This is a genomic window from Dactylosporangium salmoneum, from assembly GCF_039532525.1.
Classification (GTDB): Bacteria; Actinomycetota; Actinomycetes; order Mycobacteriales; family Micromonosporaceae; genus Dactylosporangium; species Dactylosporangium salmoneum.
In genome coordinates, this window is the sequence record NZ_BAAARV010000130.1 from 55,435 (window position 1) to 81,405 (window position 25,971).

The following is a 25,971-nucleotide window of genomic DNA, read 5'->3' on the forward strand; positions in this document are numbered from 1 at the left end:
ATCACAGGTAGAACCCCTAAGGAACGCCTTTCAGGTGCGATCCGGATAGTCGGAGGGGGACACGGTCCGTAGTCTCGGCGACGTGACACTCATCGAGACGCGTGCGCTGACGAAGCGATACGGCGGCGGCGTCACGGCCCTGGCGGATCTCACCCTGGCCGTGCAGCCCGGGATCATCGGTCTCGTCGGGGCCAACGGCGCCGGCAAGTCCACCTTCATCAAGATCATGCTCGGCCTGCTCGGGCCGACCTCCGGCGAGCTGCGCGTTCTCGGGCTCGACCCGACCGCCAGCGCCGAAGAGGTCCGCTCCCGGGTCGGGTACATGCCGGAGCACGACTGCCTGCCGAGCGAGGTCTCGGCGGCCGAGTTCGTGACCCACCTGGCCCGCATGAGCGGCCTGCCGGCCACCGCGGCCCGCGAGCGCGCCTCCGAGGCGCTGCGCCACGTCGGGCTCTACGAGGAGCGCTACCGGCAGATCGGCGGCTACTCGACCGGTATGAAACAGCGGGTGAAACTGGCCCAGGCCCTGGCGCACGACCCCGACCTGCTGCTGCTGGACGAGCCGACCAACGGCCTCGACCCGGCCGGCCGCGACGCCATGCTGGAGCTGGTGCACCGCATCGGCACCGAGTTCGGCATCTCCATCGTGGTCTGCTCCCACCTGCTCGGCGAGGTGGAGCGGATCTGCGACTCCATCATCGCCATCGACGGCGGGCGGCTGCTGCGCTCGGCCACCGTCGAGGACATGACGACCAGCCGGGACGTGCTCACCGTCGAGGTGAGCGAGGGCGTCGAGCAGCTCACCGCCCGCCTGGCCGAGCTCGGCATCCCGGCCACCCGCGAGGGGGCCGCGCTCAGCGTGCCGCTGGACAGCGAGGACGTCTACGACCGCATCCTGGTCGCCGTCGCCGAGCTCGACCTGCCGCTGCACCGGCTCGACCAGCGCCGCCACCGGGTGGCCGAGCTGTTCCAACCCCCGACCGTCACCGCGCCCGCGGTCAGCGTTGCTCAGGAGGCCGGCCGTGGCGCCGCAGACTAGTGTCATCCATGACATCGGCTACCAGCGGTACAAGGGACCGCGCCTCGGCCGGTGGTACGCCAACCGCTCCCTCTACGAGCACAGCCTGCGCAGCGCGTTCGGCATCGGCCGGGGCGCCAAGGCGAAGGTCTTCCCCTGGCTCGTCATCGGCATCGTGCTGTTCTTCGCGGTGATCGTCATCGCCGTCCGCTCGATCACCGGCGAGACGTTCATGAGCTACCGGCAGTACGCCGCCAACCTGAGCTACCCCGTGATGCTGTTCCTGGCCATCGTCGCCCCGGAGCTGGTCTCCCGCGACCTGCGGGACCGGACCCTGCCGCTGTACTTCTCCCGCCCGCTGGCCCGGACCGACTACGCGCTGGCCAAGTACGCCGCGCTGGTCACCGCCGTGCTCCTGCTGCTCGGCGTGCCGCAGCTGCTGATCTACCTCGGCGCCGTGTTCACCCGCACCGACGGCTTCCACGGCGCCTGGGACGAGCTCGGCGACCTCGGCCCGGGCCTGGCCGCCGCGCTCATCCGGGCCCTGGTCCTCGCCTCGGTGTCGCTGCTGATCGCCTCGCTCTCCGGCCGCCGGGCCTTCGCCGCCGCGTTCATCGTCGGCGTCTTCCTCATCACCTCGCCGATCGTCGGCATCCTGAGCGTGCTCGGCAACGCCACCCTCAAGTCCCTGGCGTTCCTGGCCAACCCGATGTTCCTCATGCTCGGGCTGGAACAGTGGCTCTTCGGCCCGCCGTCCGCCGGCGAGGGGCTGCCGCTGGGCGACTACGGCCCGGTCTACGGCGCCGCCGCCCTGGTCCTGCTCGGCGGCTCCGTCGGGCTCCTGCTGCTGCGTTACCGGAAGGTGGCCGCCTGACATGAGCACCGTCGAGCTGCAGCACGTTTCGCGGTGGTACGGCAACGTGGTCGCCGTCAACGACGTCACCATGACCCTGGGCTCGGGCGTCACCGGCCTCCTGGGCCCCAACGGCGCCGGAAAGACCACCCTCCTGCACATGATGTCCGGTTTCCTGGCCCCGTCGCGCGGCACGCTGACCGTCGACGGCGCGCCGACCTGGCGCAACCCCGACGTCTACCGCAGCCTCGGCCTGGTCAGCGAGCGCGAGTCGGTGCACGGCTTCCTCACCGGCAAGGAGTTCGTGGTCGCCAGCGCCAAGCTCTTCCGGCTGGCCAACCCGCAGGAGGCGGCCCGCCGGGCGCTCGCCCTGGTCGAGATGGAGCCGGCCCAGGACCGGCGGATCGACACCTACTCCAAGGGCATGCGCCAGCGCATCCGGGTCGCCGCCGCGCTCGTGCACGAGCCGAGCGTCCTGCTGCTGGACGAGCCCTTCAACGGCATGGACCCGCGGCAGCGCTTCCACATGATGGACCTGCTGCACAAGATGGGCGACGACGGGCGCACCGTCCTGTTCTCCTCGCACATCCTGGAGGAGGTCGAGCAGGTCTCCGGCACCGTGCAGGTCATGGTGGCCGGCCGCCTGGCCGCGTCCGGCGACTTCCGCACCATCCGCCGCCTCATGACCAACCGGCCACACGTGTTCACCATCCGCTCCAGCGACGACCGCCGCCTGGCGGTGGCCCTCATGGGCCAGGCCTCGGTGGCCGGCGTCGACATCGACGCCACCGGCCTGCAGGTGCGCGCCTCCGACTACGGCACGTTCACCCGCGCCCTGCCGCGCATCGCCCTCGCCGAGGGCGTGCGGGTGCGCCGCCTCCTGCCGGCCGACGAGTCCCTGGAAAGCGTCTTCTCCTACCTGGTGGGTGCCTGATGAACGCCACGATCGCCATGATCACGACCCGCGGCCTGCTCGGCCGCCGCCGGATCTGGCTGCTCGTCCCGCTGCCCCTGCTCCTCATCGGCCTGGCCCTGGTCGTGCGCGCCTTCGGCCCGCCCCCGGCCGAGTGGGGCGAGGCCGTCATCGGCGGCCTCGGCATCACCGCCGTCCTCCCCGTCATCGCCCTCATCGTCGGCACCGGCGTGCTCGGCTCCGAGGTCGACGACGGCACCATCACCCACATCCTGGCCAAGCCGCTGCCCCGCTCGGAGATCATCTTCACCAAGCTCGGCGTGGCCACCGGCATCACCGCCCTCTTCGCCGGCGTGCCGCTGTTCGTCGTCGGCCTGATCGCCGGCGAGCCCGCCCTGGCCTTCGCCCTCATCGTCGGGGCCGTGATCGGCGCCCTGGCCTACTGCTCGCTGTTCCTCATGATGAGCGTGCTGACCCGCCGCCCGGTGCTCGTGGGCCTGGCCTACGTCGTGCTGTGGGAGGGGGTGCTGGGCAACATCCTGTCGGGCACGCAGAAGCTGTCCATCCAGCAGTACGTCCAGGCCATCGTCGACTACCTGGCCCCCACCGACCTCCTGCAGGGCCACGTGTCCGTCCCGCTGAGCTGCGTGATGGCCGGCGTCTTCGTCGTCGCCTCGACCGCCTACGCCATCCAGCGCCTGCGCACCCTCTCGGTCGCCGGCGAGACGGGCTGAGCCACCCGCACGCCCCGGTGGTACCCGACGGCCGGCCGGCCGCCGGGTACCACCGTCAGCCGGTGCGCGCCTGCAGGAACTCCGTGAGCGCCTGCTCGACGGCCGGCTGGGCGGCCCCGGTCAGCAGCCGCACGCCGTGCTCCGGGCCGGGGACGATCAGGACCCGTTTCTCGGTGCTGGGCATGAGCGCGGCCAGCTGGCCGGCCACCTCGGCGCAGTGCATGGGGTCGTCCCGCCCGGCGATGAGCAGGGCGGGCACGGCGACCCGCGCGGCGGCGTCCCTGACCGGGCGGCCGTTCTGCCCGGCGACGTACAGCATGTCCTCCCCGGACAGCCAGGCCAGCCCGTCGACCGGCGGCGTGGTCCAGGCCGCGCCGAAGGTGGCGATGTTGGCCCCGTTGGACGCCCCGACCAGCACCACCCGCCGCGCGCCCGCCTCGCGCAGCACCGCCGCGAAGTGGGCGATCTCGGCGACCGGGTCGAAGCCGGGGTCCCAGATCAGCACGTGGTACCCGCGCCCGGCCAGCTTGCGCCCGAACGGCAGCCACTGGCAGATGGTCCCGCCGTGCTCCGGCGTGAGCACCACCCCGCGCGGGCCGCTGCCCAGCCGGACCGCGGTGACGGTGCTGGTCTCGCTCTCCCGCAGATCCGCGGGGACCCCCTCCCCGGGCTCGACACACCCGTCGACCCGGGACGGCTCCACCGGACTCGGCCTGCCGGAGGTCGCGTTGCCGGGCGTCGCGGTGCCGGGGGACGCGCACCCGCCGAGCAGGAGGGCCAATGACAATCCGGCGATCAGCGCGGTTCTCATGCCAGCGATGGTAACCGATGTCAGCTAATACCGGTTACATCGCGGCGGGAGATAATGTCCGGGTGCCCACCGCTCGCCGCCCTGCCCACGCCCCGGACGACCTGGACGTGCTGCGCGACTTCGCCAACGCGACCGACCTGCCCGCCGAGGACGCCGAACGGGTGGCCGCCTTCCGCCACGCCGTGCGCGGCCTGCTCGCCGCCAACGCCGAGCTGGCCGACCCCGGCCCCGCCCTGCGCGAGTTCAATGCGCTGCTCGACTGGCTGGGCGCCGCAGCGCGGCTGCTCTCCCTGCGACGCACCGGCATCACGACGGCCGGCGGCGGTGCCCGTCCAGCGCTGGCCCGCCTGGCCGGGATCGTCCTCGACGCCGTGCACGCCGGCACCTTCGCGCGGCTGAAGCTGTGCGCCAACCCGTCGTGCGGCCGCGCCTTCTACGACCACGGCCGCAATGCCGCCGGCCGCTGGTGCGACATGGCCACCTGCGGCAACCGCGCCAAGGTCGCCGGCTACCGCAGCCGGCTGCGTACCCCGGCCGACCAGCCCCATTCGATCGACGAGGCCCTGACCGACCTGGCCACGAGGCCCCCGCGATGACGATCGGGATCGCGGCCGGCCCGGTCGAGGTTGTGCCCGGGTGACCGACGTGCGCGGCCGGGACATGCGCGGCGGGCCCGGGCGGGTGCGGTCGTCGCCCGGGAACACGGCGGCGATGCCGTCGGGCAGGGCCCGCCACCGGCGGAAACGTTGGCACCCGCGGGCGCGCGGTGGTTGGGTGTGAACGTGCATCGGGTGTACAGCGTGGTCGTGTTCATCATCCTGGCCTCGCTCGACAATGTGGCCATCGGCCTGGTGCCCCCGCTCTACACGCCGATCAGCCGGTCGCTCGGGGTGGGGGAGGGCGCCCTCGGGGTGGTCACCGCGATCAGCTACCTCGTGACCGCGGTGGCCGCCGTCGCCTGGGCGTACGCCGGGGACCGCACCGACCGCAAGCCGGTGCTCATGATCGGCACGCTGCTGTGGGCGGCCGGGACGTGGGCGACCGTGCTGACGAGCGGCTACTGGGGCTTCCTCGGCGCCCAGCTGCTGGCCGCGCTCGGGCTCGGGGCGGTCGGGTCGGTCGGGTTCTCCGTGGTCAGCGACCTCATCTCGCCGCGGCGGCGGGGGCTGGTGATGAGCCTGTGGGGGCTGTCGCAGGGCGTCGGCACGCTCGCCGGGGTGCTGGTGGCCAGCCAGCTCGGCGGCCGCGACTGGAGGACCCCGTTCTACGTGCTCGCCGGGCTCGGGGTGGCGGCCGGCATCGCGTACTTCACCACCGCCGACATCCGCCGCGGCCAGAGCGAGCCGGACCTCGCCGCGGTGTTCGCGGCGGGCGAGGAGTACGAGCACCGGATCTCCCGCGACGACCTGCCGAGGATCGCCGCCCGGCGGACCAACGTGTGGCTGGTCATGCAGGGGCTCACCGCCCAGGCGGCGTTCGGCTCGCTGGTCTGGCTGCCGCGGCTGTTCCAGGCCAAGGCGCAGGCCCAGGGCTACGACGAGCAGAGCGCGATCGCGATCGGCGGCGTGCTGGCCACGCTGTTCCAGCTCGGCGGGGTGCTGTCGATCGTCGGCGGGCTGATCGGGGACCGCTGGCAGCGGCGCGACCTCGGCGGGCGGGCCAAGGTGGCGGCGATCGGCATCCTGGCCGGCGTCCCGCTGTACGTCCTGCTCTTCTTCGCCCCGCTGACGCTCCCGCCGCCGTCGGGCCGGCCGGCCGCCGCCCTGGTGCTCGGCTCCCTGTTCACCTCGCCCGGCCTGCTCGGGGCGTTCCTGCTGGCCCTCGTCGCGCTGGCGCTCACCTCGGCGAACTCCCCGAACTGGTTCGCGCTCATCGCCGACGTCAACCCGCCGGAGCACCGCGGCACGGTGTACTCGATGGGCAACCTCGTCAACGGGGTCGGCCGGGCCGCCGGCAACGGGGTCGTCGGGGCGGTGTTCGCGGCCCTCGCGCGCAGCTTCCCGCCGCCGGCCAACCTGGCCATCGGGCTCGCCGCGTTCCAGGTGTTCTTCATCCCGACCGGGGTCATGTACTGGCTCGCCGCCCGCACCGCCCCGGCCGACATCACGGCGGTGCACGCCCTGCTACGGGCGCGCGCCGCCGCGCCGGACCCGGCGGAGCTTACGAGCCGAACGCCGTCTGATGGCTCGGCGCCTTGAAGTCCTCGACCTTCAGGCCGTTCATCGCCGCCTTGAGCGTGTAGGCGACCGCGGTGTTCACCACCGGGTGCGACATGACCTTGTTGGTCTGCGGGTTGTCCGGGTCGGTGAGCATCCCGGCCACCGCCAGCTGCGGGGTCATCGCGATGAACGTGGCGCTCTTGCCGCTGTCGGTGGTGCCGGTCTTGCCGGCGACCGGGCGGCCCACCTGGTCGCGCACGCCGGTCGCGGTACCGCTGCCGGGGCAGGCGCTGAACGCGGACTGGTCGCCGACCGGGCAGCGGGCCATGTCCACGGCGGCGCGGGCGATGTCCGGCGCGACCACCTGCCGGCACTGCGGCTGGCCGGCGTCGACCTTGTTGCCGTGCAGGTCGTGGATCTCGACCACCGGGGTCGGCGCGCAGTACACGCCGTCGGCGTCCAGGGCCGCGTACGCCCCGGCGAGGTCCAGCGGGGTGGTGTCCGACACGCCGAGCGTGAACGCGCCCCACGTCTTGGCGTTCTTGGCGTAGCCGGCGTCCTGTGACGAGCGGAACTGGATGCCGAGCCGCTTGGCCACGTCGACCACGTGGTCCGCGCCGACGCGCTGCTCCAGGGGCACGAAGTACGTGTTGAGCGACATGCCGAAGCCCTGCCACATGTTGAACGTGCCGGTCGGGTCGCCGGTGGAGTTCTTCGGGCAGTAGTGCGGGCCGTTGCAGGCGGCCGGGCTCTCGGCGTTGAGCGGGTAGTCGGAGACGAACTGCGCCTGCACGTCCTCGGTGTGCGCCAGCGGGAGACCGGCCTCCATCGCCGCCACCGCCGTGAAGATCTTGAACGAGGAGCCGCCCTGGTACCCCGGCACGTCCGGCCCGCCGGTGATGAGCGGCACGGTCGTGTTGGGGTAGTTGCCCTTCTGCCCCTTCCGGGAGGGGCTGGTGCTCGGCCCGTTGTTCGTCTGGTCGTTGCTGAAGTTGCGGTTGGTCGCGAGCGCCTCCACCCGGCCGGTGCCGGGCTCCACCGCGGCGATCATGACCGCCTCCGGGTTGCCCATCCCGATCTTCTCGCCGCCGACCCCCGGCTGGTCCTGGGCGTACTTGAACGCCGCCGCCTGCGCCTGGATGTTGAGCGAGGAGACGATCGTGTACCCGCCGGAGCGCAGCCGGTTCTCCCGCTCGAACGTGTCGGCCCCGAAGGCCGGCTGGTCCACCCACCAGCGCCGCAGGTAGTCGCAGAGGAACCCGGCGCCGAGGTCGGGCCGCTGCACCGACCCGCACCCCTCGGGCGTGCGCTGCCCGATGATGTTGAGCTTCTCCGCCTTGGCCTGGTCGCGCTGCTGGGCCGTGATGTAGTGCATGTTCACCATCTGGTCCAGCACGTACGTCTGCCGGCCGAGCGCCTTGGGCAGCCCCTCCGCCGTGGCGGGGTCGTTCGTGGAGGGCGCCTTGACCAGCCCCGCCAGCAGGGCCGACTCGCCCAGCGTGAGGTCCTTCGGCGACTTGCCGAAGTAGACCTGCGCGGCCGCGTAGATGCCGTAGGCGCCGTGGCCGAAGGTGGAGATGTTGAGGTACCGCTCCAGGATCTGCTGCTTGGTGAGCTTCTTCTCCAGCGCCATGGCCAGCTTCATCTCGCGCAGCTTGCGCCCGGGCGTCTTGGAGGTCGCGTCGAGGACGTCCTGCGGCGTCTGCGCCGAGTAGGCGGTCGCCTGCCGCACGTACTGCATGGTCAGCGTCGAGGCCCCCTGCTGGTCCCCGCCGTTCTCGTTGTTGACGAACGCCCGCGCCACGCCCTTGAGGTCAACCCCGCGGTGCTCGTAGAACCGCGTGTCCTCGGCCGCCACGATCGCCTGCGTCATGAACGTCGACACGTCGGCGATCGGCACGTCGCGGCGGTTCTCGTCGTACATCATGGCGAGCAGCGTCTTGCCGTCGCTGGCGTAGATGTAGGAGATCTGCGGCGAGGGCAGCACGTCGAGGTCGGTCGGCAGGTCCTCGAAGGTGTCGGCCCCGCTCTTCGCGGCCAGGCCGGAGAACGCCAGCCCCGGGAATATGGCGGCGGCGACCACCACCCCGGCGAACAATCCACAGAGCAACAGCGAGGCGAGGGCCTTGAGGGCTACATGTCGACGCAGGCGCACCCTACAAGGCGTACCCGAGCGTGGCCGCGGTGACACGTGAAAAATGACACCGAGCCCCATGACAACCGATTTGCCGGTTCACGCAAAACCCTACTGCTCTTTGAAGACCCACAGCCGGTAGCCGACGTAGTTGCCGGCCGACGCCACGGCCAGCGTGATCAGCTTGGCGACCAGGAAGTAGAGGCCGAACTCGGTGAGGGCCCACACCGCGAACGTGGTGAACGCCCAGTTACCGCCCGCGAGGATGGTGTAGCGGACCAGCTGGCGGGTCGTGAAGCCACGGCTGCTGAACGACCAGAACTTGTTGAGCGCGAAGTTGGCGAAGAACGCGGCCATGACGGAGAACAGCGTCGCCGGAGGCAGCGAAACGTGCAGCTCCTCGTGCAGCACCCACAGCAGGGCGGTGTCCAGCGCCGCGCTGACGCCTCCGGTGGCCAGAAACCGCAGCAGGCTGTTGTTCAGCGCCCGGCGGCCAAGGCTCGATGCCTTAGATCTGGCCGGCACGGCCACGTTGTCGCTCACGGGCGCGGAGTCTAGTCCGCCCATCCGGCCCGGCGCACGCCTGGATGCTGGACGGCGGGTAAGCGGGAGGTAAAGGCAGCTTTTCGGATGGTGCTTAGCCGTCGCCGCTCGACTACTCTCACGGCGTGTCCAGGCTCCGCGATCGCCTACGGTTCAGCAGCCGCACCCTGCTGGCCATGTTCTTCGTCGGCTACTTCGTCGTGGCCGCCGGCTGGGCGCTCGCCACACCCTACAACGGCGCCGCCGACGAGATGCCGCACCTGATCCGCGCGGCCGGCGTGGTGCGCGGCCAGATCGCGCCCGCGCCCGTGGACGCGGTCTCCGGCACCGGCGCCTACCAGACCGTGCCGAAGAGCCTCGTGCGGCCCAAGTGCTGGCAGCAGCAGCCGAGCGTGCCGGCGTCGTGCGACCACTTCAACCACGACGACCGCACGCCGGTGCGCACGCCCACTACCGCCGGTCGGTACAACCCGGCGTACTACGCGATCGTCGGCCTGCCGCTGCTGATCTGGCCGTCGATGAAGGGGCTGCTGCTGGCCCGGCTCATCGACGCCGCGCTGGTGGCCGGCCTGCTGACGCTCGCGTTCTCGGCGGTCCTGCGCTGGTTCACCAACCGGGCCGGCGTGGCCGCGGTCGTCCTGATGACCACGCCCACCGTGCTGAGCCTCGCCGGGGCCGTCAACCCGTCGTCGGTCGAGATGGCGGCCGGCATCCTGCTGTTCGCCGCGCTGATCCCGCTCGCGCACGGCAAGCTGGCCGCCGAGCCGCGAATGGTCCACTATGCCGGCATCGCGTCGCTGGTGCTGCTGACCGTCCGGGCGGCCGGGCCGCTGTGGCTCGCCGCGGGCGCCTTCGCGCTGCTGATCCCGAACCGCTGGGCCCACATTCGCGAGCTGCTGCGGATGCGCACGATGCGGATATGGCTCGGCGCGCTGGCCGCGGCCGGCGTGGCGTCGCTGGCGTGGACGATGAGCATGCGGACGCTGGCGCTGATGTACATCGACCCGCTGAGCCCGCCGTTCACGTACAAGCAGGCGCTCGAGGTCGTGGTGCTCCAGCAGTGGGGCACCTACCTGCAGCAGATGGTCGCGGCCGTGTCGTGGCTGGACGTGCCCGTCCCGACGTACGTCTTCGCCGTGTGGCTCGTCGCCCTGGGCGGCCTGCTGATGCCCGCGCTCGTCGTCGGGTCGCTCCGGGACCGGTACCGCATCGTGATCATGGTCGTCATCGCGTGGATCGTCCCGACGATCACCGACCCGGCCAACGCCAACCTGCACGGGTTCCCCACCCAGGGCCGCTACCTGCTGCCCCTGTTCGTCGGGGCCCCGCTGCTGGCCGCGGAGATCCTGGGCCGCGAGGGGGTGCTGACGGCCGCGCGCAGCCGGACGATGGCCGGCTGGATCGCCTTCGTCGTGATGCCGGTCGTGCACCTGACGGTCCTCGCCGCCACGATGGTCCGCTGGCAGTCGGGCGTGTCGCCCGACCCGATGCGGCCGCACTTCAACCCCTTCAACGGGGTCTGGCATCCAGAGTTCGGCTCCGTCGTGCCGTTCGTCGCGGTGGTGCTTGGCCTGGTCGCGATCGCGTTCGCGAGCTGGGCCGCGACGAACCCCTCCTCGGCCCGGGGGGACGCCGCCGCGGAGACGGTCGAGATGCCGTCGGTGCGGGCGGCCCTGAGCGTGGCCTGAACCCAGCGGGACGAACGAAAGGGCCGCGGCTTCGCGCCGCGGCCCTTCTGTCGTTTCCCGCCGGGTTACCGGCTGGCCTGCACCGGCTTGGCCGCGAGGCCCGGGGCCTTGTCCTGCTTGGCGGCCGGGTTGGTGGCCGCCTTCTTCGGGTCCGTCGCGGCGAGCGACTTGGCCTGGGCCTTCGCCTGCAGCGAGTTCTCCGGCGTGGTCTCGCTGGTGGTGTAGTGCCCCGGCAGCGAGAAGGAGTTGCCGAGCTGCGGGATGAGGTTCGGCGACAGGGCGTTGGGACCGCCGATGAGCACCACGTCGACCATGGCCGCCGAGTTGTGGGACAGGTAGTCCGAGACCTGGTGGTCCAGGCTGTTCGGCGCCGTGAGCAGCAGCGGGCCGTAGTTCCCGCCGATCATCGCGCCACCGGTGAGGGCGTCGTACCACGACGTCATCGTGGCGATGCCGGCGCAGCGCGGCGAGCCGAAGAAGAACTCGGCGATGAGCTGCGCGGTGTCCTGCGCGAACTGGCCGATGATCGCGTAGTAGTAGAGCTCGTCCGGCCAGCTCGGCAGCTGCCCGCGCATGTAGCCGCCGATCACGGCCCGGTCGCCGGGGCCGCCCGCCGTGACGATGTCGACCTGGTCCGGGTTGAACTTGTTGAGGTACGCCGCCGTCTCGGCCGGCAGGGTGTCACCGGCGGTCAGCACGATGACGGTGCCCGGGTTGGCGCCCGCCGCCGCGCCCGCGGCGAGGGCGTCGTAGTAGTTCAGCGCGGTGGAGACGATGATGGTGTCGGGCGTGGTGGTGATCGCGTTGGCGACGGCGATGGCCGTGTCGAAGAGAGTGTTGCCGGCGACACGGTGGGTGGTGAACCCGATGCTCTTGAGCCGGTTCTCGATCGGCGTGGGGATGGCGGCGGTGCCGCCGAGCAGGTAGACGTCGCCGGAGGTGCCCAGCACGCGCTTGATCTCGGCCTCGACGCTGGCCGGCAGGCCGTCGCGGGGGGTGATCAGCAGCGGGGCCTGCTTGTTGACGGCGAGCGCCGAGCCGGACAGGGCGTCGTAGTACACGTCGTTGCGGGACAGCACCACGGCCTTGGCCTGCGGCCGCGCCTTCTCGGCCAGGCCGTGGTCGGCGAAGTTGTACCGCGAGGTCGCGATCGCGGTGTCCAGGGCGGTCTGCCCCCAGACCCGCTCGACCAGGCCCGACTTGACCGGCTGCCACGTCGGGTTGGCGCCGTTGGCGACCACGGACGCGACGGCCTTGCTCTCCACGTTGATCTTCTTGATGCCGGTGGTGCCGCCGTTGCTGGCGGCGCTGGCGAACAGGATCGTCGCGCCGTCCGGCGACCACTTCGGCTGGATGTTCCACGCGCCGGCCGCCGCCTCGGTGGTCAGCTGGGCGGGGTTGGAGCCGTCGCTGCCGGCCAGCCACAGCTGGGCCTTGCCGTTCGCGCTGTCGCTGCGCACGAAGACGACCTGCGAACCGTCCGGCGAGACGTCCGGGTCCCAGCCGTTGGTGATGATCTCCTGGGGCCCGGTCTGGTTGCTGAACCGGACGATCGAGCGGGTGTCGAGGGTCGCGCCACCCTGGTCGTAGAAGATCGTGCCGTCCACGGAGACCGTCGGCCGGTCGATCGAGCCGACGCCGTAGAGCACCGACGAGTCGTACCAGTTGGCGCCCGTGCCGGCGTAGCGCAGGCCGGTGTCGCTGCTGAAGACGACGTAGCGGCCGTCCTGGGTCACCGTGACGTCCCGCGCGGACTTGCTCGGGTTCGTCAGCAGCCGCAGCCAGCCCGTGCCGTCGGCGCGCACGGAGTTCAGCTGGGTGCCGCTGCCGTAGAAGAACCGGCTGCCGTCCGGCGCCCAGTCACCACTGCCGCTGACGCCACTGGCGAGCACGCGCGCGTTGGCCCCGTTCGCGTCCGCGACGTAGAAGGTGCTGCCGACGCTGTACGAGATGCGGCCCAGCTCGCCGGGGACCGTGGCGGAGGCGGCCTGCTCGGTCGCCGACATGATCAGCGGCGCGGCGGCGGTCGTGGCCGCGGTGGCGGCAGCCGCCCGCAGCACGGAGCGGCGGGTGAAGGTGGATGACAAAGCGTTTCCTCCCCGAGAGTGGTGAACCCCGGCCGCGGCGGCGGTGATGCGGCCGCGCCGAAGGCGATCCGCAGTGTAAGACGAGCGGTGCTCGTTCATGTGCCCCGAGAAATCGAGCACCGTGAGGGTGGGACCGCGCGGCGGTCGGCCCGGATTGCTCGGTATGCGATCGATTGCCGGAAATACCGGGCCGCCTGGCCCCCGAATTCTGAAGCGCCGCTTTGTTCGAAGCGTGTCCGTGCGGTGACGATCAGCATGCTCATCTGGCAAATGCCCAGGTGGCGGCCCTTGTCGGCGAGTGGTTCCGAAAATTTGCTCCGCATTAAGCCGCGACCTCGAAAATTGTCCGAACGGTGGAGGTCAGTCCGGCTGTCCGCGATCGGCGGCGCCTACGATACGTGCGCCGCCGATCGCCGTGCGTCGCGGCTACAGCGTGCGGAGGTGGAAGCCCCCATCGACGTCGATCACCTGGCCGGTGGAGAAGGGCAGCAGGTCCGTCGCGATCGCCACCACCGCCCGGCCCACGTCGTCGGGGGTGCCCCAGCGGCGGATCGGCGTCACGCCCTCGTCGAGGATCAGCCGGTCGTACTTCTCCCGCACCCCGCCCGTCATGTCGGTCTCGATGATGCCCGGGCGCACCTCGTAGACGTTGATGCCGTGCTCGGCCAGGCGCGCGGCGTACAGCTTCGTCAGCATCGACAGCCCGGCCTTCGTGATGCAGTAGTCGCCGCGGTTCACGCTGGCGGTGTAGGCGCTCATCGACGAGATGGTCACGATCCGGCCCCTCGTGCCGGCGGCGATCATGCGGTTGGCGACCAGCTGGGTCAGGAAGTACGGGCCCTTGAGGTTGATGCCGACGAGACGGTCGAAGGACTCCTCGCCGGCCTCCAGGATGTCGGCGCGGACCGCCGGGGCCACGCCGGCGTTGTTGACGAGCAGGTCGATGTCGCCGAAGGCCTCGTAGGACGCGTCGACGAGCCGGGCGCGGTCCTCGGCGAGCGCGAGATCCCCCCGTACCACCGCGGCCCTTGCTCCTCGCTTCTGCACCTGCGTGGCAACCTCCTGCGCGGCCGCCGCGTTGCTCGCGTAGTTCACGACGACGTCGAAGCCGGCGCTCGCCAGGCAGAGGGCGATGCCGCGGCCGATGCCCCGGGAGGCGCCCGTGACGAGGGCCGCGCTCATGCCGTCACCTCCGCTTCGCTCCGGTGCCGGCCTGAGCCAAAGCTGCTTCCATGTTTCGCGGCCCCTCCGCTCCGCTCCGGACCGCTCATGCCGTCACCTCCGCTTCGCTCCGGTGCCGGCCTGAGCCAAAGCTGCTTCCATGTTTCGCGGCCCCTCCGCTCCGCTCCGGACCGCTCATGCGACACCGCCGAAGAACGTGTAGTACGGGCCGTCGTCGAGGCGCAGCAGGTACAGCCCGAGCTCCCGCAGGTGGTAGTCGCCCCACATGCTCGACTCCCCGTTCGGCACCGACTGCCCGGCGTGCACCTGGTCCCAGCCGTTCGGCCGGTGGTACACCGAGTGCAGCAGCAGCCCCTGATGCGCGGGGTCGGTGGACAGGTACGGCTCGGCCAGCAGCGTCCGGGCCACGGTCAGCCCGGCCTGCACGTAGTGCGCGCGACCGAGGTGCCGCCCCAGCCGCAGCAGGCCCTGGGCCGCGATCGCCGCCGCGCTCGAGTCGACCGGCTCGTGGGCGTTGAACGGGTCGGCCGGCGCCGACAGGTCCAGGTGCGCCAGGCCCGGCGCGCCGGTGTCCCAGTAGGGCACGCCGTCGGCCGCGGCCGCGTGCTCGACGTAGAAGTCGCAGGTGGCCAGGGCCGCCTCGGCGAACACCGGGTCCTCGTGGAACTCCAGCAGTTCGGCGAAGCCGAGCATCGCCCAGGCCAGGCCCCGGGTCCAGGTGGAGAACGGGGAGTACCCCTGCTGCGTGCCCGGCGCCCGGAAGCGCCCGTCGTTGACGTTGAACAGCGCCTCGTGGGCGGTGCGGCCGCGCACGTCGTAGGCGTCCCGGCCGGTGCCCGGGTAGACGTTGTAGCGCGCGGTGTTGTGGGCGTGCTGCGTCAGCCGCCGCAGCAGGTCGATGCGCTCGTCGTGCTCGCCCATGAGCACGTGGCCGAGGGCGTGGGCCACCGCGAGGGAGCGGCACGAGCGGATGGTGTCGACGAACAGCGACTGCGGGCCGTTGAACGAGTAGATGTAGCCGGTGCCGTCCTCGGTGCGCGTCCAGCGGGCGGCCTGCACGGCGCCGGAGACCTTCAGGGCGAGGGTGGCGGCGGCCACGTCCCGCTCGTCGGTGCGGCCCTCGCGGGCCAGGCGCAGCAGCGCGCCGTACGTGCTGACGTTGTTGAACCCGTGGTCGTGCACGCCGACGTGGCTGACGTGCGGGGCCATCAGCCGCGCGGTCTGCTCCCGGCCGAGGTCGAGGAACCGCTCCTCGCCCGTGGCGTCGAACTGCAGCAGCGCCGCGCCGACCTGGAAGCCCTGCGTCCACTCGGTCCAGCCGCGGGCCGTGTAGCGGCCGTCGACGGTGAACACGGGGGAGCCGTCCGTGAAGTGCAGCCCCAGGATCTTGCCGGCGGACAGCGCGAACATCCGCTCCACCGCGGGGCGCAACGCCTTCGCCGTGAGACCCTCGTCGATCCTCAACATGACCGGATGGTACCTAGGAAAGCCCTTTCCTGGAACCCTGGCCCGGCCGTGGGGACGCGGCGGCCGCATGGGAGGATGTGCGCGATGGACGAAATCGCGGTGGAGGGCGTCGCCGAGCGCTGGGTCGCGGCCTGGACCGCGGGGCGCACGAGCGACCTGTTCCGGCTGATGGCCGCCGCACCGGCGATCGAGTCCAACCTCGACCCCGACGGCGACTTCGTCGAGCTCATGACCGGCTACGCGGCCGCCCTGGAGGGCATCGCCGTGTTCGCCCGCACCGTCGTCGAGCGCCGGGTCGCCCTCGTCTACGACTGCACCCTCGGCGGCGAGACGTTCCGCCTGGCCGAGTTCCTCACCGTCAACGAGGCCGGCCTCATCACCGGGATCCGCCGCGTCTACGACCTCGACGCGATCGAGCGGCTCATGCCGCACCTGCTGCTGGAGGCATGAGCAAAAGGGCCCCCCTGCCGGGAGGCCCTTTTCCTTACCGGATCCGGATCAGCTGGTCATCGCCGATGCGGCGACGAAGCTGTAGCCCAGGCCCTGGATGCCCTCGACCGTCTGCTTCAGGTACGAGGTGCCCAGGTACGGGTGGTAGAAGAAGCTCGCCACCCCGTCGCGCACCACCAGGTTGGCCTTGGCGTTGGCGACCAGGTCGGCCGGCAGCACCGCCGGGTGCTGGTTGAACGGCTCCGGCTCGATGTTGCCGATGTTCTCCGGGATGACCGTCGAGCCGTAGACGTCGCGGACCGTGTACGGGAAGAACTGCCCGACCATGTGGGCGACGCTGTTGTCCACGGTGGCGCCGGACAGCACGCCCGGGAAGTACAGGCCCCGGTCGTAGCGGACCCCGAACAGCGTGTTGATGGTCTTGTAGTCCAGCGCGCTGGCCGCGTAGTGCGGCGGCTCGAAGATGGTCGGCTGCGACAGGCCGGCCTGCAGCCAGTCGGCGCGGGAGGCGGTGACCCGGGCGGTCACGTTGAGCGCCGAGTCGTTCTTCACCGGGCCGTCGTAGATCACGGCGTCGCTGGAGTCCACGTGGGCCAGGAAGAACTCGAAGTCGTTGGCGCTCACGCCGTCGTAGGGGTTGCTGAGGCTGTCGAGCTGGTGCGTGTAGCCGTGCATGAGCAGCGTGCCGCCCTTGCTCTGCATGTACTTCAGGGCGCTGACCACCAGTGGCCGCTGGCGCAGCGTGTAGTCCTCGGCCTTGCCATTGTTGTGCACGCCCTTCGGGTCGCGGTAGCGGCTGTACACGGCGACGGTGAACGGGACCTTCCTGCTCGACAGGTAGTCGGCGATCGCCCGCAGCTCGGCCGGGTCCGCGTCCGGGCCCACGTCCTCGATGCGCACCAGGGCGCGGTGGCGGGCCGCGGCCTTCGGGGCCAGGGCGTCGTAGAGCAGGTCGGCGAAGGCGAGGTACCGGTCGTTGGACGTGATGTAGGAGAACGGCAGCTCGCCGATGTAGGTGAGGTTGCCCGACTTCACGCCCCACGGGAACTTCGAGCCGTCGGCGCGCACCGCGTCGGCCACGCTGACCGCCTTGGTGGTGTCGTAGATGACGGTGTCCATGATGCCGGCGTTGTTGCGCGTGTCGCGGGTCAGCGCGGTGCCCTTGTAGTCGACCTCGGCCACCGCGGAGGTGTCGAAGCCCTTCCAGGTGTACCCGTACCTGCTCGCGAAGTCCGCGGAGCGCGCGGTCAGCTGCCAGATGTTGTCGTACAGCCACAGCACCGGCTTCGTGGTGCCCAGCACGTCGTCGAGGAACGCGGCCGGGATCGGCTCGTCGTAGGTCGAGCCGACGTAGACCACGGCGCTGTACTTCGACAGCTCCCCGGCGGTGTAGCTGCCCACCGGGTGCGCGGTCCACGCCCCGAAGTGCGAGACCAGGTTCGTGGCCATCATCCCGTAGTCCTCACCGAGCCACGAGTAGGCGCCGGTGTTGTCGTACAGGACGAGCGTCTTCGTCGAGGCGCTGGAGCCGGGGGCGCCGGCGCCGGAGGCCACCTTGGCGGCGGTCGCGGCCGCGGCGGGCGCGGCGACGCCGAGCACCGCGGCGAGCACGAGGGAGATCAGGGCTGACAACTTGCGCATGGAACAGGCACCAATCAGACGAGCGAGGCGGACGTCGGCATGGGGGATGGGATCTGGGCGAGGCCGAGCATGGCGGCGACGGCCTGCTCGGTGCGCCGGGAGGCGAGGCCGTCGCCGTACGGGTTGCCGGAGGCGGTCATCGACAGGCGCAGCATCGGGTCGTCGAGCAGCTTGGCCGCCTCGGCGACGATGAGGTCCTCGTCGGTGCCGACCAGCTTGGCGCAGCCGGCGTGCAGTGACTCGACCCGCTCGGTGACCTCGCGCAGCACGAGCGCGGGCACCTTGAACGACGGGGCCTCCTCCTGGATGCCGCCCGAGTCGGTCAGCGCCAGGTAGGCGTGCGAGAGCAGGCGGGCCAGGGCCGGGTACGGCAGCGGGTCGGTGATCGTGACCCGCGGTACGCCCGCGAGCCCCTGCTCGACCTGGGCGCGGACGGCCGGGTTGGCGTGCGCCGGCAGCACGACCCGGATGTCCGGGTACGCCTCGACCAGCCGGCGCACGGCCCGCAGGATGCGCTCCAGCGGCTCGCCCCACGACTCGCGGCGGTGCGCGGTCACCAGGACCAGCCGGGCCTGGCCGTGCTCGGCGGCGTCGACCGCGGCGGCCACGCCGGCGTCGTCGAAGGGCAGCTCCTTGGCCGCGATCTCCAGCGCCGCGTCGACGACGGTGTTGCCGGTGATGAGCACGTTGGACGGGTTCACGCTCTCGTCGAGCAGGTTCGTCGCGGCGAGCGCGGTCGGCGCGAGGTGCAGCGCGGCGAGCTGGCCGACCAGCTTGCGGTTGGCCTCCTCCGGGAACGGCGAGTCCAGGTCGCCGGAGCGCAGGCCGGCCTCGAGGTGCACGACCGGGATGCGCCGCCAGAACGCGGCCATCGCCCCGGCCAGGGTCGTCGTGGTGTCGCCCTGCACGATGACGGCGGCCGGCTTGCGCGCCTCCAGCAGCGCGTCCATCTGCTTGATCATCTCAGTCAGCAGCTCGGGCTGGCTGCCGGTCACGCGCTCCAGCGGCAGGGTCACGTCGGCCTCGACGTCGAAGGCCGCGAGGGCCTGGGTCACCATGGTCGGGTGCTGACCGCTCGCCACGAGCACGGGGGTCAGGCGCCCGGCGGCGCGCATGGCGGCCGCGACGGGGGCGAGCTTGATGGCCTCGGGGCGGGTACCGGCGATGAGGAAGACTTCAGGAAGCATTTTTCGTCACCTTGACGATCACGCCGCATCCGTGCGGAATTTATCCTGGTGGTGCTGGTGTCGCGGGGCCTTGCAGGTTGTCGCAGTGAGCGAGCTACGCCGCGGCCGGCTCTTCGGCGAGCCGCTCGGTCTTGGCCCAGGCCTGCCGGCGGCTGATCTGGCGGCCGATCGCCCGCCAGGTGGCCACCAGGCCCAGGATCAGGAAGAAGGGGTACGCCAGCGCCGCCTTGAGCAGCGTCAGGCTGGTCTCGTCGCGCAGCTGGATGCGGTGCACGGCCGCCCAGGCCAGGCCCGGCGCGGTCATGCCGACCGCCCAGAAGGCCACGACCTCGCCCAGCTCCGGCCAGGAGTGGATCACGAACGGGTCGCCGTGGCCGGGGACGAGCCGCCACAACGCGTACGCCCACAGGCCCAGCACCGTCGCGGTGCCGAACGCGTTGAGCCACGGCGCGAGCAGGTAGTACAGCATCTCCAGCAGCGCGTGGTTGCGGATGCGCCGGGAGGCGATGAGCCGCGGCACGTAGGCGACGCACTGCAGGTTGCCCTGGGCCCAGCGGGTGCGCTGGCGGACCAGCCGCCGCACGTCGACCAGGCCCTGCTGTTTGACGTGCGCCAGGGAGGTGTAGCGGATCCGCTCGCCGCCCAGGTGCATGCGCAGCCCCAGCTCGAGGTCCTCGACCAGGCAGTGCGACCAGGGCGCGTCGCCCAGCCGCATGAGCGAGGCGAGCCGGGCGAACTGCCCGTTGCCGCCCAGTCCGACCGTGCCCGCCGCGTCGCGCAGCAGCTGGCTGGCGTTGGCGATGGCGGCGAACTCGAGGTCCTGCACGGCGCCCAGCACCCGGTTGCGGTTGTGGATGCGCACCCGGACCTGCACCGCGCCGACCTCGGGGTCGCGCATCAGCCGCGACACCTCGACCAGCAGGTTGCCGCTGCCCCGGCCGTCGCCGTCGATGACGCCGACGGCGACGCGCTCCGGGTCCTCGCCGCCCGCCAGCGAGAGGTCCCGGATGGCCCGGAAGGCCGCGTTGAGCGCCTCGCCCTTGCCCTTGCGGGCGTTGGGGAAGTCGCGGCGCAGCACCGTCAGGCCGGGGTGGTCGATGGCGGCCAGCACGTCCGGGGTGCCATCGTCCGATCCGTCATCGACCACCAGGACCCTGGTGCGTGTGCCCTCCGGCCCGGCGAGCGCCAGTGCCGCGGCGACCGTGCGGCCCACCACCCGCTCCTCGTTGAGCGCGGGGACGACGATCCAGAAGGTCAGCGGCTCGTTGCCGTTCGGCGCGATGGCGTCGCGCCGCCGGCGGCGGCCGGCCGTGGCCGCGTCCCTGGCTGAGAACGCGACCAGGGCCAGGTTGTACGCCGGCCACAGCGTCAGCAGCGCGAAGCCGACCAGGAGGATCGCCGCCATGGGCGTCAGGCGGCGTTGCGGTTGAAGCGGGAGGCCCGCACCATCAGGAAGCCGGTGGCGACGAGCGCGACGCCGGCGACGACGATGGCGAAGACCGGGCTTCCGGTGACTGGCAGCGATCCGGCGGCGGCCCCGCCCGTCACGACCACGCCGGTGACCTTCGAACCTGACATGACAGCTTCCCCTCGGCTCTGACGTTGGTGGTGCCCGTCGGCTCCTTGCCGGCAACCGTCGTGCACCTTGTCCGAGAAGCTTGTCCCGCCGAGGCGGCGATTACAACGGGTGATGGGGTCTGCGGACCGAAGTTCGACCGAGGACCCGACAGAGCCCTTACGCAGGCAAAAGTCGGCCGTTACACACCGTGGTTGGACGGTGTGCCGTAGCTCTCAGTAAAGACTCCTGGCTGTTGCCAGTCGGTGGCGAACTCGGCCCACAGCGACAGCGCGACGGCGGCGCTGTCCGGCCGCTCGTCGGGGCGCTTGGCCATGCACTGGCGGCACAGCTCGGCTACCGAGCGTGGCAGGCCCGGCGTGAGCACCACCGGCGTCGGGGCGGCCTGCAGCAGCCGGGCGCCGGGCGCGTGCGGGGAGCGGCCGGTGAGCATGTGGTACAGCAGCACGCCCAGCGCGTACACGTCCCAGGCCGGCGCGTGCTCGACCCGGGACGCCGACGGGTGCGCGAAGGGCACCGCCAGCCCGAAGTCGATGATCTTCACCCCGGCCGTGGTGAGCATGACGTTGTCCGCGGTCAGGTCCCGGTGCGCGATGCCGCGCCGGTGCGCGACGGCGAGCAGCTCGGCGATCGAGGCGGCGATCTCCACCGCCCGCTGCCAGGGCAGCGGCCCCTCCGCCAGGCGGGTGGCCAGCGGCACCCCGTTGAGCAGCTCCATCGCGACCGCGGGGACGGACACGCCCTCGGCCTCGATCTCGCCGTGCCCGAACACCTTCGGCACCGCCGGGTGCCGCATGCGCTGCATGAGGTGCGGCTCGCGGCGGGCCGCCAGGCAGGCGCGCGTGTTGCTGGCGAAGGTCGGCGCCAGGACCTTCAGCGCGGCCGGCCGGATCTCCTCGAGATCGACGGCCTCGTAGACCAGTGACATCCCGCCCCGAGCGATCGGGCGGATCAGCAGGTATCGCTCAAGCACCCTGCGGCCAACCTCGATCCCGGACACAAACGACGACTATTCCCTATTCGATCCGCCCAGCGGTAGCCCCAGCGACGCTCAACACAGCCCATTTAGGGGGAATTGCAGGCGGTTTAAGGATGATCGAAACCGATAGTTGACATCGCGGTAACTCGTGGCTGACGCTGACCGCAGGAATCGCTCCCACAGGAGACTTGATGCCTGACGAGCCAGCCGCCGAGCCCGCCCTACCCACCGTCACCGAGGTCGCCGCCGCCGCGGGGGTCTCCGCCGCCACCGTGTCCCGCGTCCTCACCGGCCGTGTCCGGGTCAGCACCTCCGCCAGGGTGCAGGTCCACGACGCGATCGCCCGGCTCGGGTACGTCCGCCACCGTGCGCCGCGCCGCACCGACCAGAACGCCGGCCTGCCCGTCGCCGCCGTCGTCTTCGAGCCCGCCGCCCGGCTCTTCCGCGACGGCTTCTGCGCCCGCCTGCTCGCCGGCGCCGAGGAGGAGCTGGCCCGCCGCGGCGTGCCGCTGCTGACCATGTCCGTCACCCGCGGCACCGTCGCCAGCGCCACCCGCTTCCTCACCGACGGCAACGTCGGCGGCGCCCTGCTCGTCGGCGCGCCCGGCCGCCACCCCCTCGCCGTGTCGCTGGCCGCGTCCCTGGTCCCGCTGCGCGCCGCCGGCCGCCCGGAGGTCGACATCCCCTACGCCGACGTGGACAACGCCGACGGCGCCCGCCAGGCCGTCGAGCATCTGCTGCTGCGCGGCCGGCGCACCATCGCCGCCATCGCCGGGCCGCCCGACTCCCCGGCCGCCGTCGACCGCCTGGAGGGCTACCGCCGGGCCATGCAGGCCGCCGGCCGGGCGCCCCTGGCCGCCTACGGCGACTTCACCACGGCGTCGGGCAACCACGCCGCCGCCTGGCTGCTGGACCGCACCCCGCGCCTCGACGCGCTCTTCGTCGCCTCCGATCTCATGGCCGCCGGCGCCCTCCAGGCGCTGCGCAAGGCCGGCCGCCGGATCCCCGAGGACGTCGCCGTGGTCGGCTTCGACGACGCACCGCACGCCGCCTTCACCGCCCCCGCCCTGACCACCGTCCGCCAGCCGGTCGAGGAGCTCGGCGCGGTCGTCGCCGCCCTGCTCTTCGAGGCCAGGGAGGACAACCCGATCCTGCCGACCGAGCTCGTTGTGCGGGCCTCCACGTAGTGATGCCGGGCGCACAGCTGCGGGAGGGCGACATCCTCGCCCGCCGCTACATCCTCAAACAGCCCGTCGGCCAGGGCGGCATGTCCGTCGTCTGGCGCGCCTGGGACTCCACCCTGGAACGCACGGTGGCCGTCAAGGTCCTCGACGGCCCGATCGACGCCGACGGCGGCCAGCGCGACCGCATCCGCCGCGAGGCGAGGGCCGCCGCGCGCATCGAGCACCCCAACGCCATCGGCGTGTACGACTACGGCGAGACGGTCACCCCGCGCGGCCGCATCGCCGCCTACGTCGTCATGCAGCTGCTCGACGGCGCCTCCCTGGCCGGCCGCCTCGCCGAGGGCCCGCTGCCGTGGCCCGAGGCCGTGGCCGTCGCCGCCACGGTCGCCGACGTCCTGCACGCCGCCCACCGCCGCGGCGTGGTCCACCGCGACGTCACGCCCGAGAACGTCATGCTCACCACCGACGGCGTGCGGCTGCTGGACTTCGGCATCGCCGCCGACATCGGCCAGCGCGAGGAGGCGATGACGTTCGGCACGCCGCCGTACGTCGCCCCCGAACGCCTGGTCGGCGCCCCCGCCAGCGGCGGCACGGACGTCTACGCCCTGGGCGTCCTGCTCTACGAGATGCTCACCGGCGCGCCACCGTACCCGGCCACCACCTGGGAGGAGCTGGAGCGCGCCCTGGCGTCGGAACGCCGCCCGCCGCTCACCGTCCCCGGCCTGCCCGCCGGGGTGGCCAGCGCCTGCCTGCGCTGCCTCGACAAGGACCCCCAGCGCCGCCCGACCGCCGCCGAGGTGGCCACCCTGCTGGGGGCCGGGCCCCCGGGCACCGCCGCGCTCACCCGCCGCCGCGCCTGGCTGGCCGTCCCGGTCGTCGTGGTGGCCGCCGCGGTACTGGCCGTGCTCCTGCTCCGGGACGACGACCCCGGCCGGCACCCCGACGCGGCCGCTCCCGCCCCGTCGGTGAGCTTCATCGTGTCGGTGGTCCCCGCCCCGCCCGGCTCGACCCCGACCGGCACCCTGGGCCCCACCGCCCGCTCGTCCGCCCGCCCGGGCGCGAGCGGCCTGCCCTCGACGGCGTCCCCGCCCGGCCCGGCACCGCAGACCCGCCAGGCCGCCGCCAAGGCCGTCCTGGAGATCGTCGACCGCCGCTCCGAGTCGGGCGAGATCCGCAACGACGTGGCCCTCGACATCCGCAACCAGGTCGGCAACCTGCTGGGCGACGAGACGGACGCGGCCCGGCGGGTCGCGCAGCTGCGCCAGAACCTGAGCAGCCGCGTCCGCGACCACTCCATCTCCGACGCCGCCTACGAGGAGCTGGACGCCGCCGTGGTCGCCTTCGGCCGCACCTTCACCACGTGACGTTCCTGTTCCTAGCGTTCCGGGGCCAGCCGGTGGCGCACCGCCCACAGCGCCGCCTCGGTACGCGACGCCGCCCCCGTCTTGCGCAACAGGTTCGACACGTGCACCGCCACGGTCCGGATCGAGATCCCGAGCGAGCTGGCCACCTGCTGGTTCGTCATCCCGGCGGCGAGGCAGCCGAGCACCTCGAGCTCGCGGGCGGTGAGGTCCCCGCCGGCCCGCAGGCTGTGCAGCAGCGTCTCCGCCTCGGCCAGCCGCCAGCCGGGCCAGTGCGCGAGCAGGGCGACGGCCCGCTCCGCGTGCCGCCGGGCCTCGCCGGCCCGCCCGAGCCGCACCAGCGCGTGGGCCACCGCGGTGTGCACGGCGGCGTCCTCGGGCCGGCCGTCGGCGTCGTGCTCGTGCGACATGTCGGGCGCTCCGCGCCACGACATGTCGGATTTCTGCCCCGCCGGGGGAAATTCCGCCACGTTGCGCCCCTGGCTGCCGTCGTCGAGGACCTCCGGCAGCAGGGCCACGGCCTCGGCGTCCCGCCCGGCGAAGACCGCGAGCAGCAGCCGCAGCCGCGCCGGCCGCTCGGCCACGTGCTCCTCGACCGTGGCCGCCGGCACCCCGCCGTGCAGGGCCCACCGCGCCGCCTCGGCCAGCCGCCCCGGGCTGCACCGCCCCACGCACTCCCGCAGCGTCTCGGCCGGGTCCGCCGGGTGCACCCCCCGCGCGGCCACGGCCACCCGCAGCACCCTGACCAGCCCCGAGTCCCGCCCCTCGGCGTCGGCCCGGGCCAGCATCCGCACCGCGAGCGGATCGTCCCCGCGCTCGAGGGCGAGCAGGCCGGCGTGGGCGATGAACCGTACCCGCTCGACCGGGTCCCCCTCGATCGGCAGCCGTGACCAGACCAGCGCCTCGGCCCGGGCGAGGTCCCCGACCCGTACCGCGTGCGCCACGCCCAGGCTCGTGGTGCTCCCCGCGCAGAACTCCAGCCCGTAGCGCCCGATCGTCGCCATCGCCTCGTCGTAGAGCCGCCACCCGAGGACCTCCCCGAGCCGCGGCAGGCTGACCGCCACCAGGGCGTGCACGGCCCGCCCGATCGCCACCGGATCGTGCTCCCGGCCCGCGATCTGCCGCGCCGCCCGCAGCAGCGCCGCCCCTCGCTCGTGGCTGCCGCTCAGCGCGAGCGCCGTGCCGAGGGTCACCGACGCCCCGGCGACGCCCACCCCGGCCCGCTCCGCCGCCGCCACTGCGGCCTCGGCGAGTGGCAGCGCCGCCCGGGGGCCTTCCGCGCGCAGGACGCGCTCCACCTCCGCGACCCGCTGCCGGGCGCACGACGCCGCCGAGCCACCGGCCGCCGCGGCCCGGTCGAGCGACCGGCGATGCCCGGCCGCGTCCCCGAGACTCCACCGCACCGCCGCCAGCATCCGATGCGCGTCGGCCACCTCGTCCGCGGCGCACACATGCCGGTCGTCGTGGTGGTGCCGCGCTTCGTGGAGTCCGGTGCCTCGCTCGGCCGGCTCGGTGTTGGCGGCAGCCGGGTCCGGTGGGGCGACGTGGCGGTGTGGGGCCTCGTGAAGTCCGGGGCTCTGGCCGGCCGGCTCCGGGCTGGCGGCGGTGGGGTCGGGCGGGGCGTCGTGGCGGTGTGGGGCCTCGTGGAGTTCGGGGCTTTGGCCGGCCGGCTCCGGGCTGGCGGCGGTGGGGTCGGGCGGGGCGTCGTGGCGGTGTGGGGCCTCGTGGAGTTCGGGGCTTTGGCCGGCCGGTTCCGCGCCGATGGCGTTCGGGTCCGGCGCGTCGTCGTGCGCGGGCGGGGTGTCGTGGCCGTGGCGGGCCTCGTTCAGCCAGTCGGCGGCGTGGTCGGCGGCCAGGCCGAAGCGGGCGCTCACGAACGCGGCGGCGGCGCCGGCGGCGGCCAGAGCCCGGCGCTGGTCCGCGGCCTGCGCGGCGGCCCGGGTGCTCGCGCCCTCGTCGTCCGGTTCGGGGGCGGCCGCCTGGGCCGCCGCGGCGCGCACGGTC

At 72.6% G+C, this 25,971-nt stretch carries 22 protein-coding genes; 10 read left to right on the forward strand and 12 right to left on the reverse strand.

Features of this window, described 5'->3' with window-relative positions:
• The first annotated feature begins 82 nt into the window (after positions 1-82).
• From ABD352_RS53190 to ABD352_RS53205, 4 genes are read left to right on the forward strand one after another with little or no spacing between them, the layout of a single operon-like run.
• A complete protein-coding gene (locus ABD352_RS53190) occupies positions 83-1,039 on the forward strand; it encodes an ABC transporter ATP-binding protein (RefSeq protein WP_344620330.1) in 957 nt (318 codons plus the stop codon).
• Positions 1,023-1,892: an ABC transporter permease gene (locus tag ABD352_RS53195; RefSeq protein ID WP_344620331.1), complete on the forward strand. Its 870-nt coding sequence runs from the start codon at positions 1,023-1,025 to the stop codon at positions 1,890-1,892. Before ABD352_RS53190 ends, ABD352_RS53195 begins: the two co-directional genes overlap by 17 nt.
• Before the next feature lies 1 nt (position 1,893).
• The gene (locus ABD352_RS53200; RefSeq protein ID WP_344620332.1) at positions 1,894-2,805 is read left to right on the forward strand and encodes an ABC transporter ATP-binding protein; all 912 of its coding nucleotides are present in this window, start codon (positions 1,894-1,896) and stop codon (positions 2,803-2,805) included.
• Positions 2,805-3,518, forward strand: coding sequence for an ABC transporter permease (locus ABD352_RS53205; RefSeq protein WP_344620333.1), 714 nt, complete (start codon positions 2,805-2,807; stop codon positions 3,516-3,518). The genes ABD352_RS53200 and ABD352_RS53205 overlap by 1 nt, the downstream gene beginning before the upstream one ends.
• Positions 3,519-3,573: 55 nt before the next feature.
• Here the strand turns inward: ABD352_RS53205 and ABD352_RS53210 are convergent, their stop codons facing one another.
• Positions 3,574-4,329, reverse strand: a complete 756-nt coding sequence (locus ABD352_RS53210) for an alpha/beta hydrolase (RefSeq protein ID WP_344620334.1) — start codon at positions 4,327-4,329, stop codon at positions 3,574-3,576.
• A 62-nt stretch (positions 4,330-4,391) separates the two neighbouring features.
• Here ABD352_RS53210 and ABD352_RS53215 point away from each other — a divergent pair, with 62 nt between their 5' ends.
• Both ABD352_RS53215 and ABD352_RS53220 read left to right on the forward strand, forming a co-directional pair.
• A complete protein-coding gene (locus ABD352_RS53215) occupies positions 4,392-4,925 on the forward strand; it encodes a CGNR zinc finger domain-containing protein (RefSeq protein ID WP_344620335.1) in 534 nt (177 codons plus the stop codon).
• 150 nt (positions 4,926-5,075) lie between these two features.
• A complete protein-coding gene (locus ABD352_RS53220) occupies positions 5,076-6,527 on the forward strand; it encodes an MFS transporter (protein ID WP_344620336.1) in 1,452 nt (483 codons plus the stop codon).
• Here ABD352_RS53220 and ABD352_RS53225 read toward each other — a convergent pair.
• Together ABD352_RS53225 and ABD352_RS53230 are read right to left on the reverse strand one after the other, a co-directional pair.
• The gene (locus tag ABD352_RS53225) at positions 6,490-8,643 is read right to left on the reverse strand and encodes a transglycosylase domain-containing protein (RefSeq protein WP_344620337.1); all 2,154 of its coding nucleotides are present in this window, start codon (positions 8,641-8,643) and stop codon (positions 6,490-6,492) included. The genes ABD352_RS53220 and ABD352_RS53225 overlap by 38 nt on opposite strands.
• A 90-nt stretch (positions 8,644-8,733) precedes the next feature.
• Positions 8,734-9,165 carry a GtrA family protein gene (locus tag ABD352_RS53230; protein WP_344620338.1) on the reverse strand — a complete coding sequence of 144 codons (432 nt, stop codon included), beginning with the start codon at positions 9,163-9,165 and terminating at the stop codon, positions 8,734-8,736.
• Between the two features lie 125 nt (positions 9,166-9,290).
• Here ABD352_RS53230 and ABD352_RS53235 point away from each other — a divergent pair, with 125 nt between their 5' ends.
• The gene (locus ABD352_RS53235) at positions 9,291-10,853 is read left to right on the forward strand and encodes a DUF2142 domain-containing protein (protein WP_344620339.1); all 1,563 of its coding nucleotides are present in this window, start codon (positions 9,291-9,293) and stop codon (positions 10,851-10,853) included.
• 65 nt (positions 10,854-10,918) lie between these two features.
• Here the strand turns inward: ABD352_RS53235 and ABD352_RS53240 are convergent, their stop codons facing one another.
• The 3 genes from ABD352_RS53240 to ABD352_RS53250 all read right to left on the reverse strand — a co-directional run bounded on the left by ABD352_RS53240 (position 10,919) and on the right by ABD352_RS53250 (position 15,589).
• On the reverse strand, positions 10,919-12,940 hold the full coding sequence (locus ABD352_RS53240) for a cell wall-binding repeat-containing protein (RefSeq protein WP_344620340.1): 2,022 nt from the start codon (positions 12,938-12,940) through the stop codon (positions 10,919-10,921).
• A 426-nt stretch (positions 12,941-13,366) separates the two neighbouring features.
• Entirely contained in the window at positions 13,367-14,122 is a 756-nt protein-coding gene (locus ABD352_RS53245; RefSeq protein ID WP_344620341.1) for a 3-ketoacyl-ACP reductase, read from the reverse strand.
• A gap of 174 nt (positions 14,123-14,296) precedes the next feature.
• The gene (locus ABD352_RS53250; RefSeq protein WP_344620342.1) at positions 14,297-15,589 is read right to left on the reverse strand and encodes a hypothetical protein; all 1,293 of its coding nucleotides are present in this window, start codon (positions 15,587-15,589) and stop codon (positions 14,297-14,299) included.
• An 84-nt stretch (positions 15,590-15,673) separates the two neighbouring features.
• Between ABD352_RS53250 and ABD352_RS53255 the strand changes: the two genes are divergently transcribed.
• Complete coding sequence (locus ABD352_RS53255) at positions 15,674-16,039, forward strand: hypothetical protein (RefSeq protein ID WP_344620343.1); 366 nt, start codon at positions 15,674-15,676, stop codon at positions 16,037-16,039.
• Positions 16,040-16,087: 48 nt separating this feature from the next.
• Here ABD352_RS53255 and ABD352_RS53260 read toward each other — a convergent pair whose 3' ends face one another.
• From ABD352_RS53260 to ABD352_RS53280, 5 genes are all read right to left on the reverse strand, one after another.
• Entirely contained in the window at positions 16,088-17,680 is a 1,593-nt protein-coding gene (locus ABD352_RS53260) for a DUF2334 domain-containing protein (protein WP_344620344.1), read from the reverse strand.
• 14 nt (positions 17,681-17,694) lie between these two features.
• Complete coding sequence (gene wecB / locus ABD352_RS53265; RefSeq protein WP_344620345.1) at positions 17,695-18,867, reverse strand: non-hydrolyzing UDP-N-acetylglucosamine 2-epimerase; 1,173 nt, start codon at positions 18,865-18,867, stop codon at positions 17,695-17,697.
• A gap of 94 nt (positions 18,868-18,961) precedes the next feature.
• Complete coding sequence (locus ABD352_RS53270; protein WP_344620346.1) at positions 18,962-20,272, reverse strand: glycosyltransferase; 1,311 nt, start codon at positions 20,270-20,272, stop codon at positions 18,962-18,964.
• A 5-nt stretch (positions 20,273-20,277) separates the two neighbouring features.
• Positions 20,278-20,445 (reverse strand): LPXTG cell wall anchor domain-containing protein, encoded by a 168-nt coding sequence (locus ABD352_RS53275; protein WP_344620347.1) that lies wholly within the window; start codon positions 20,443-20,445, stop codon positions 20,278-20,280.
• A 179-nt stretch (positions 20,446-20,624) separates the two neighbouring features.
• Positions 20,625-21,416 carry a serine/threonine-protein kinase gene (locus ABD352_RS53280; RefSeq protein WP_344620348.1) on the reverse strand — a complete coding sequence of 264 codons (792 nt, stop codon included), beginning with the start codon at positions 21,414-21,416 and terminating at the stop codon, positions 20,625-20,627.
• Positions 21,417-21,613: 197 nt separating this feature from the next.
• On the opposite strand from ABD352_RS53280, the gene ABD352_RS53285 reads away from it, so the two are divergent.
• Together ABD352_RS53285 and ABD352_RS53290 are read left to right on the forward strand one after the other, a co-directional pair.
• Positions 21,614-22,609, forward strand: a complete 996-nt coding sequence (locus tag ABD352_RS53285; RefSeq protein ID WP_344620349.1) for a LacI family DNA-binding transcriptional regulator — start codon at positions 21,614-21,616, stop codon at positions 22,607-22,609.
• A gap of 2 nt (positions 22,610-22,611) precedes the next feature.
• Positions 22,612-23,970, forward strand: coding sequence for a serine/threonine-protein kinase (locus tag ABD352_RS53290; protein ID WP_344620350.1), 1,359 nt, complete (start codon positions 22,612-22,614; stop codon positions 23,968-23,970).
• A gap of 11 nt (positions 23,971-23,981) precedes the next feature.
• On the opposite strand, the gene ABD352_RS53295 is transcribed toward ABD352_RS53290, so the two are convergent.
• Positions 23,982-25,971: LuxR C-terminal-related transcriptional regulator (locus tag ABD352_RS53295; RefSeq protein ID WP_344620351.1), on the reverse strand; the 1,990-nt coding region annotated here is incomplete at its 5' end.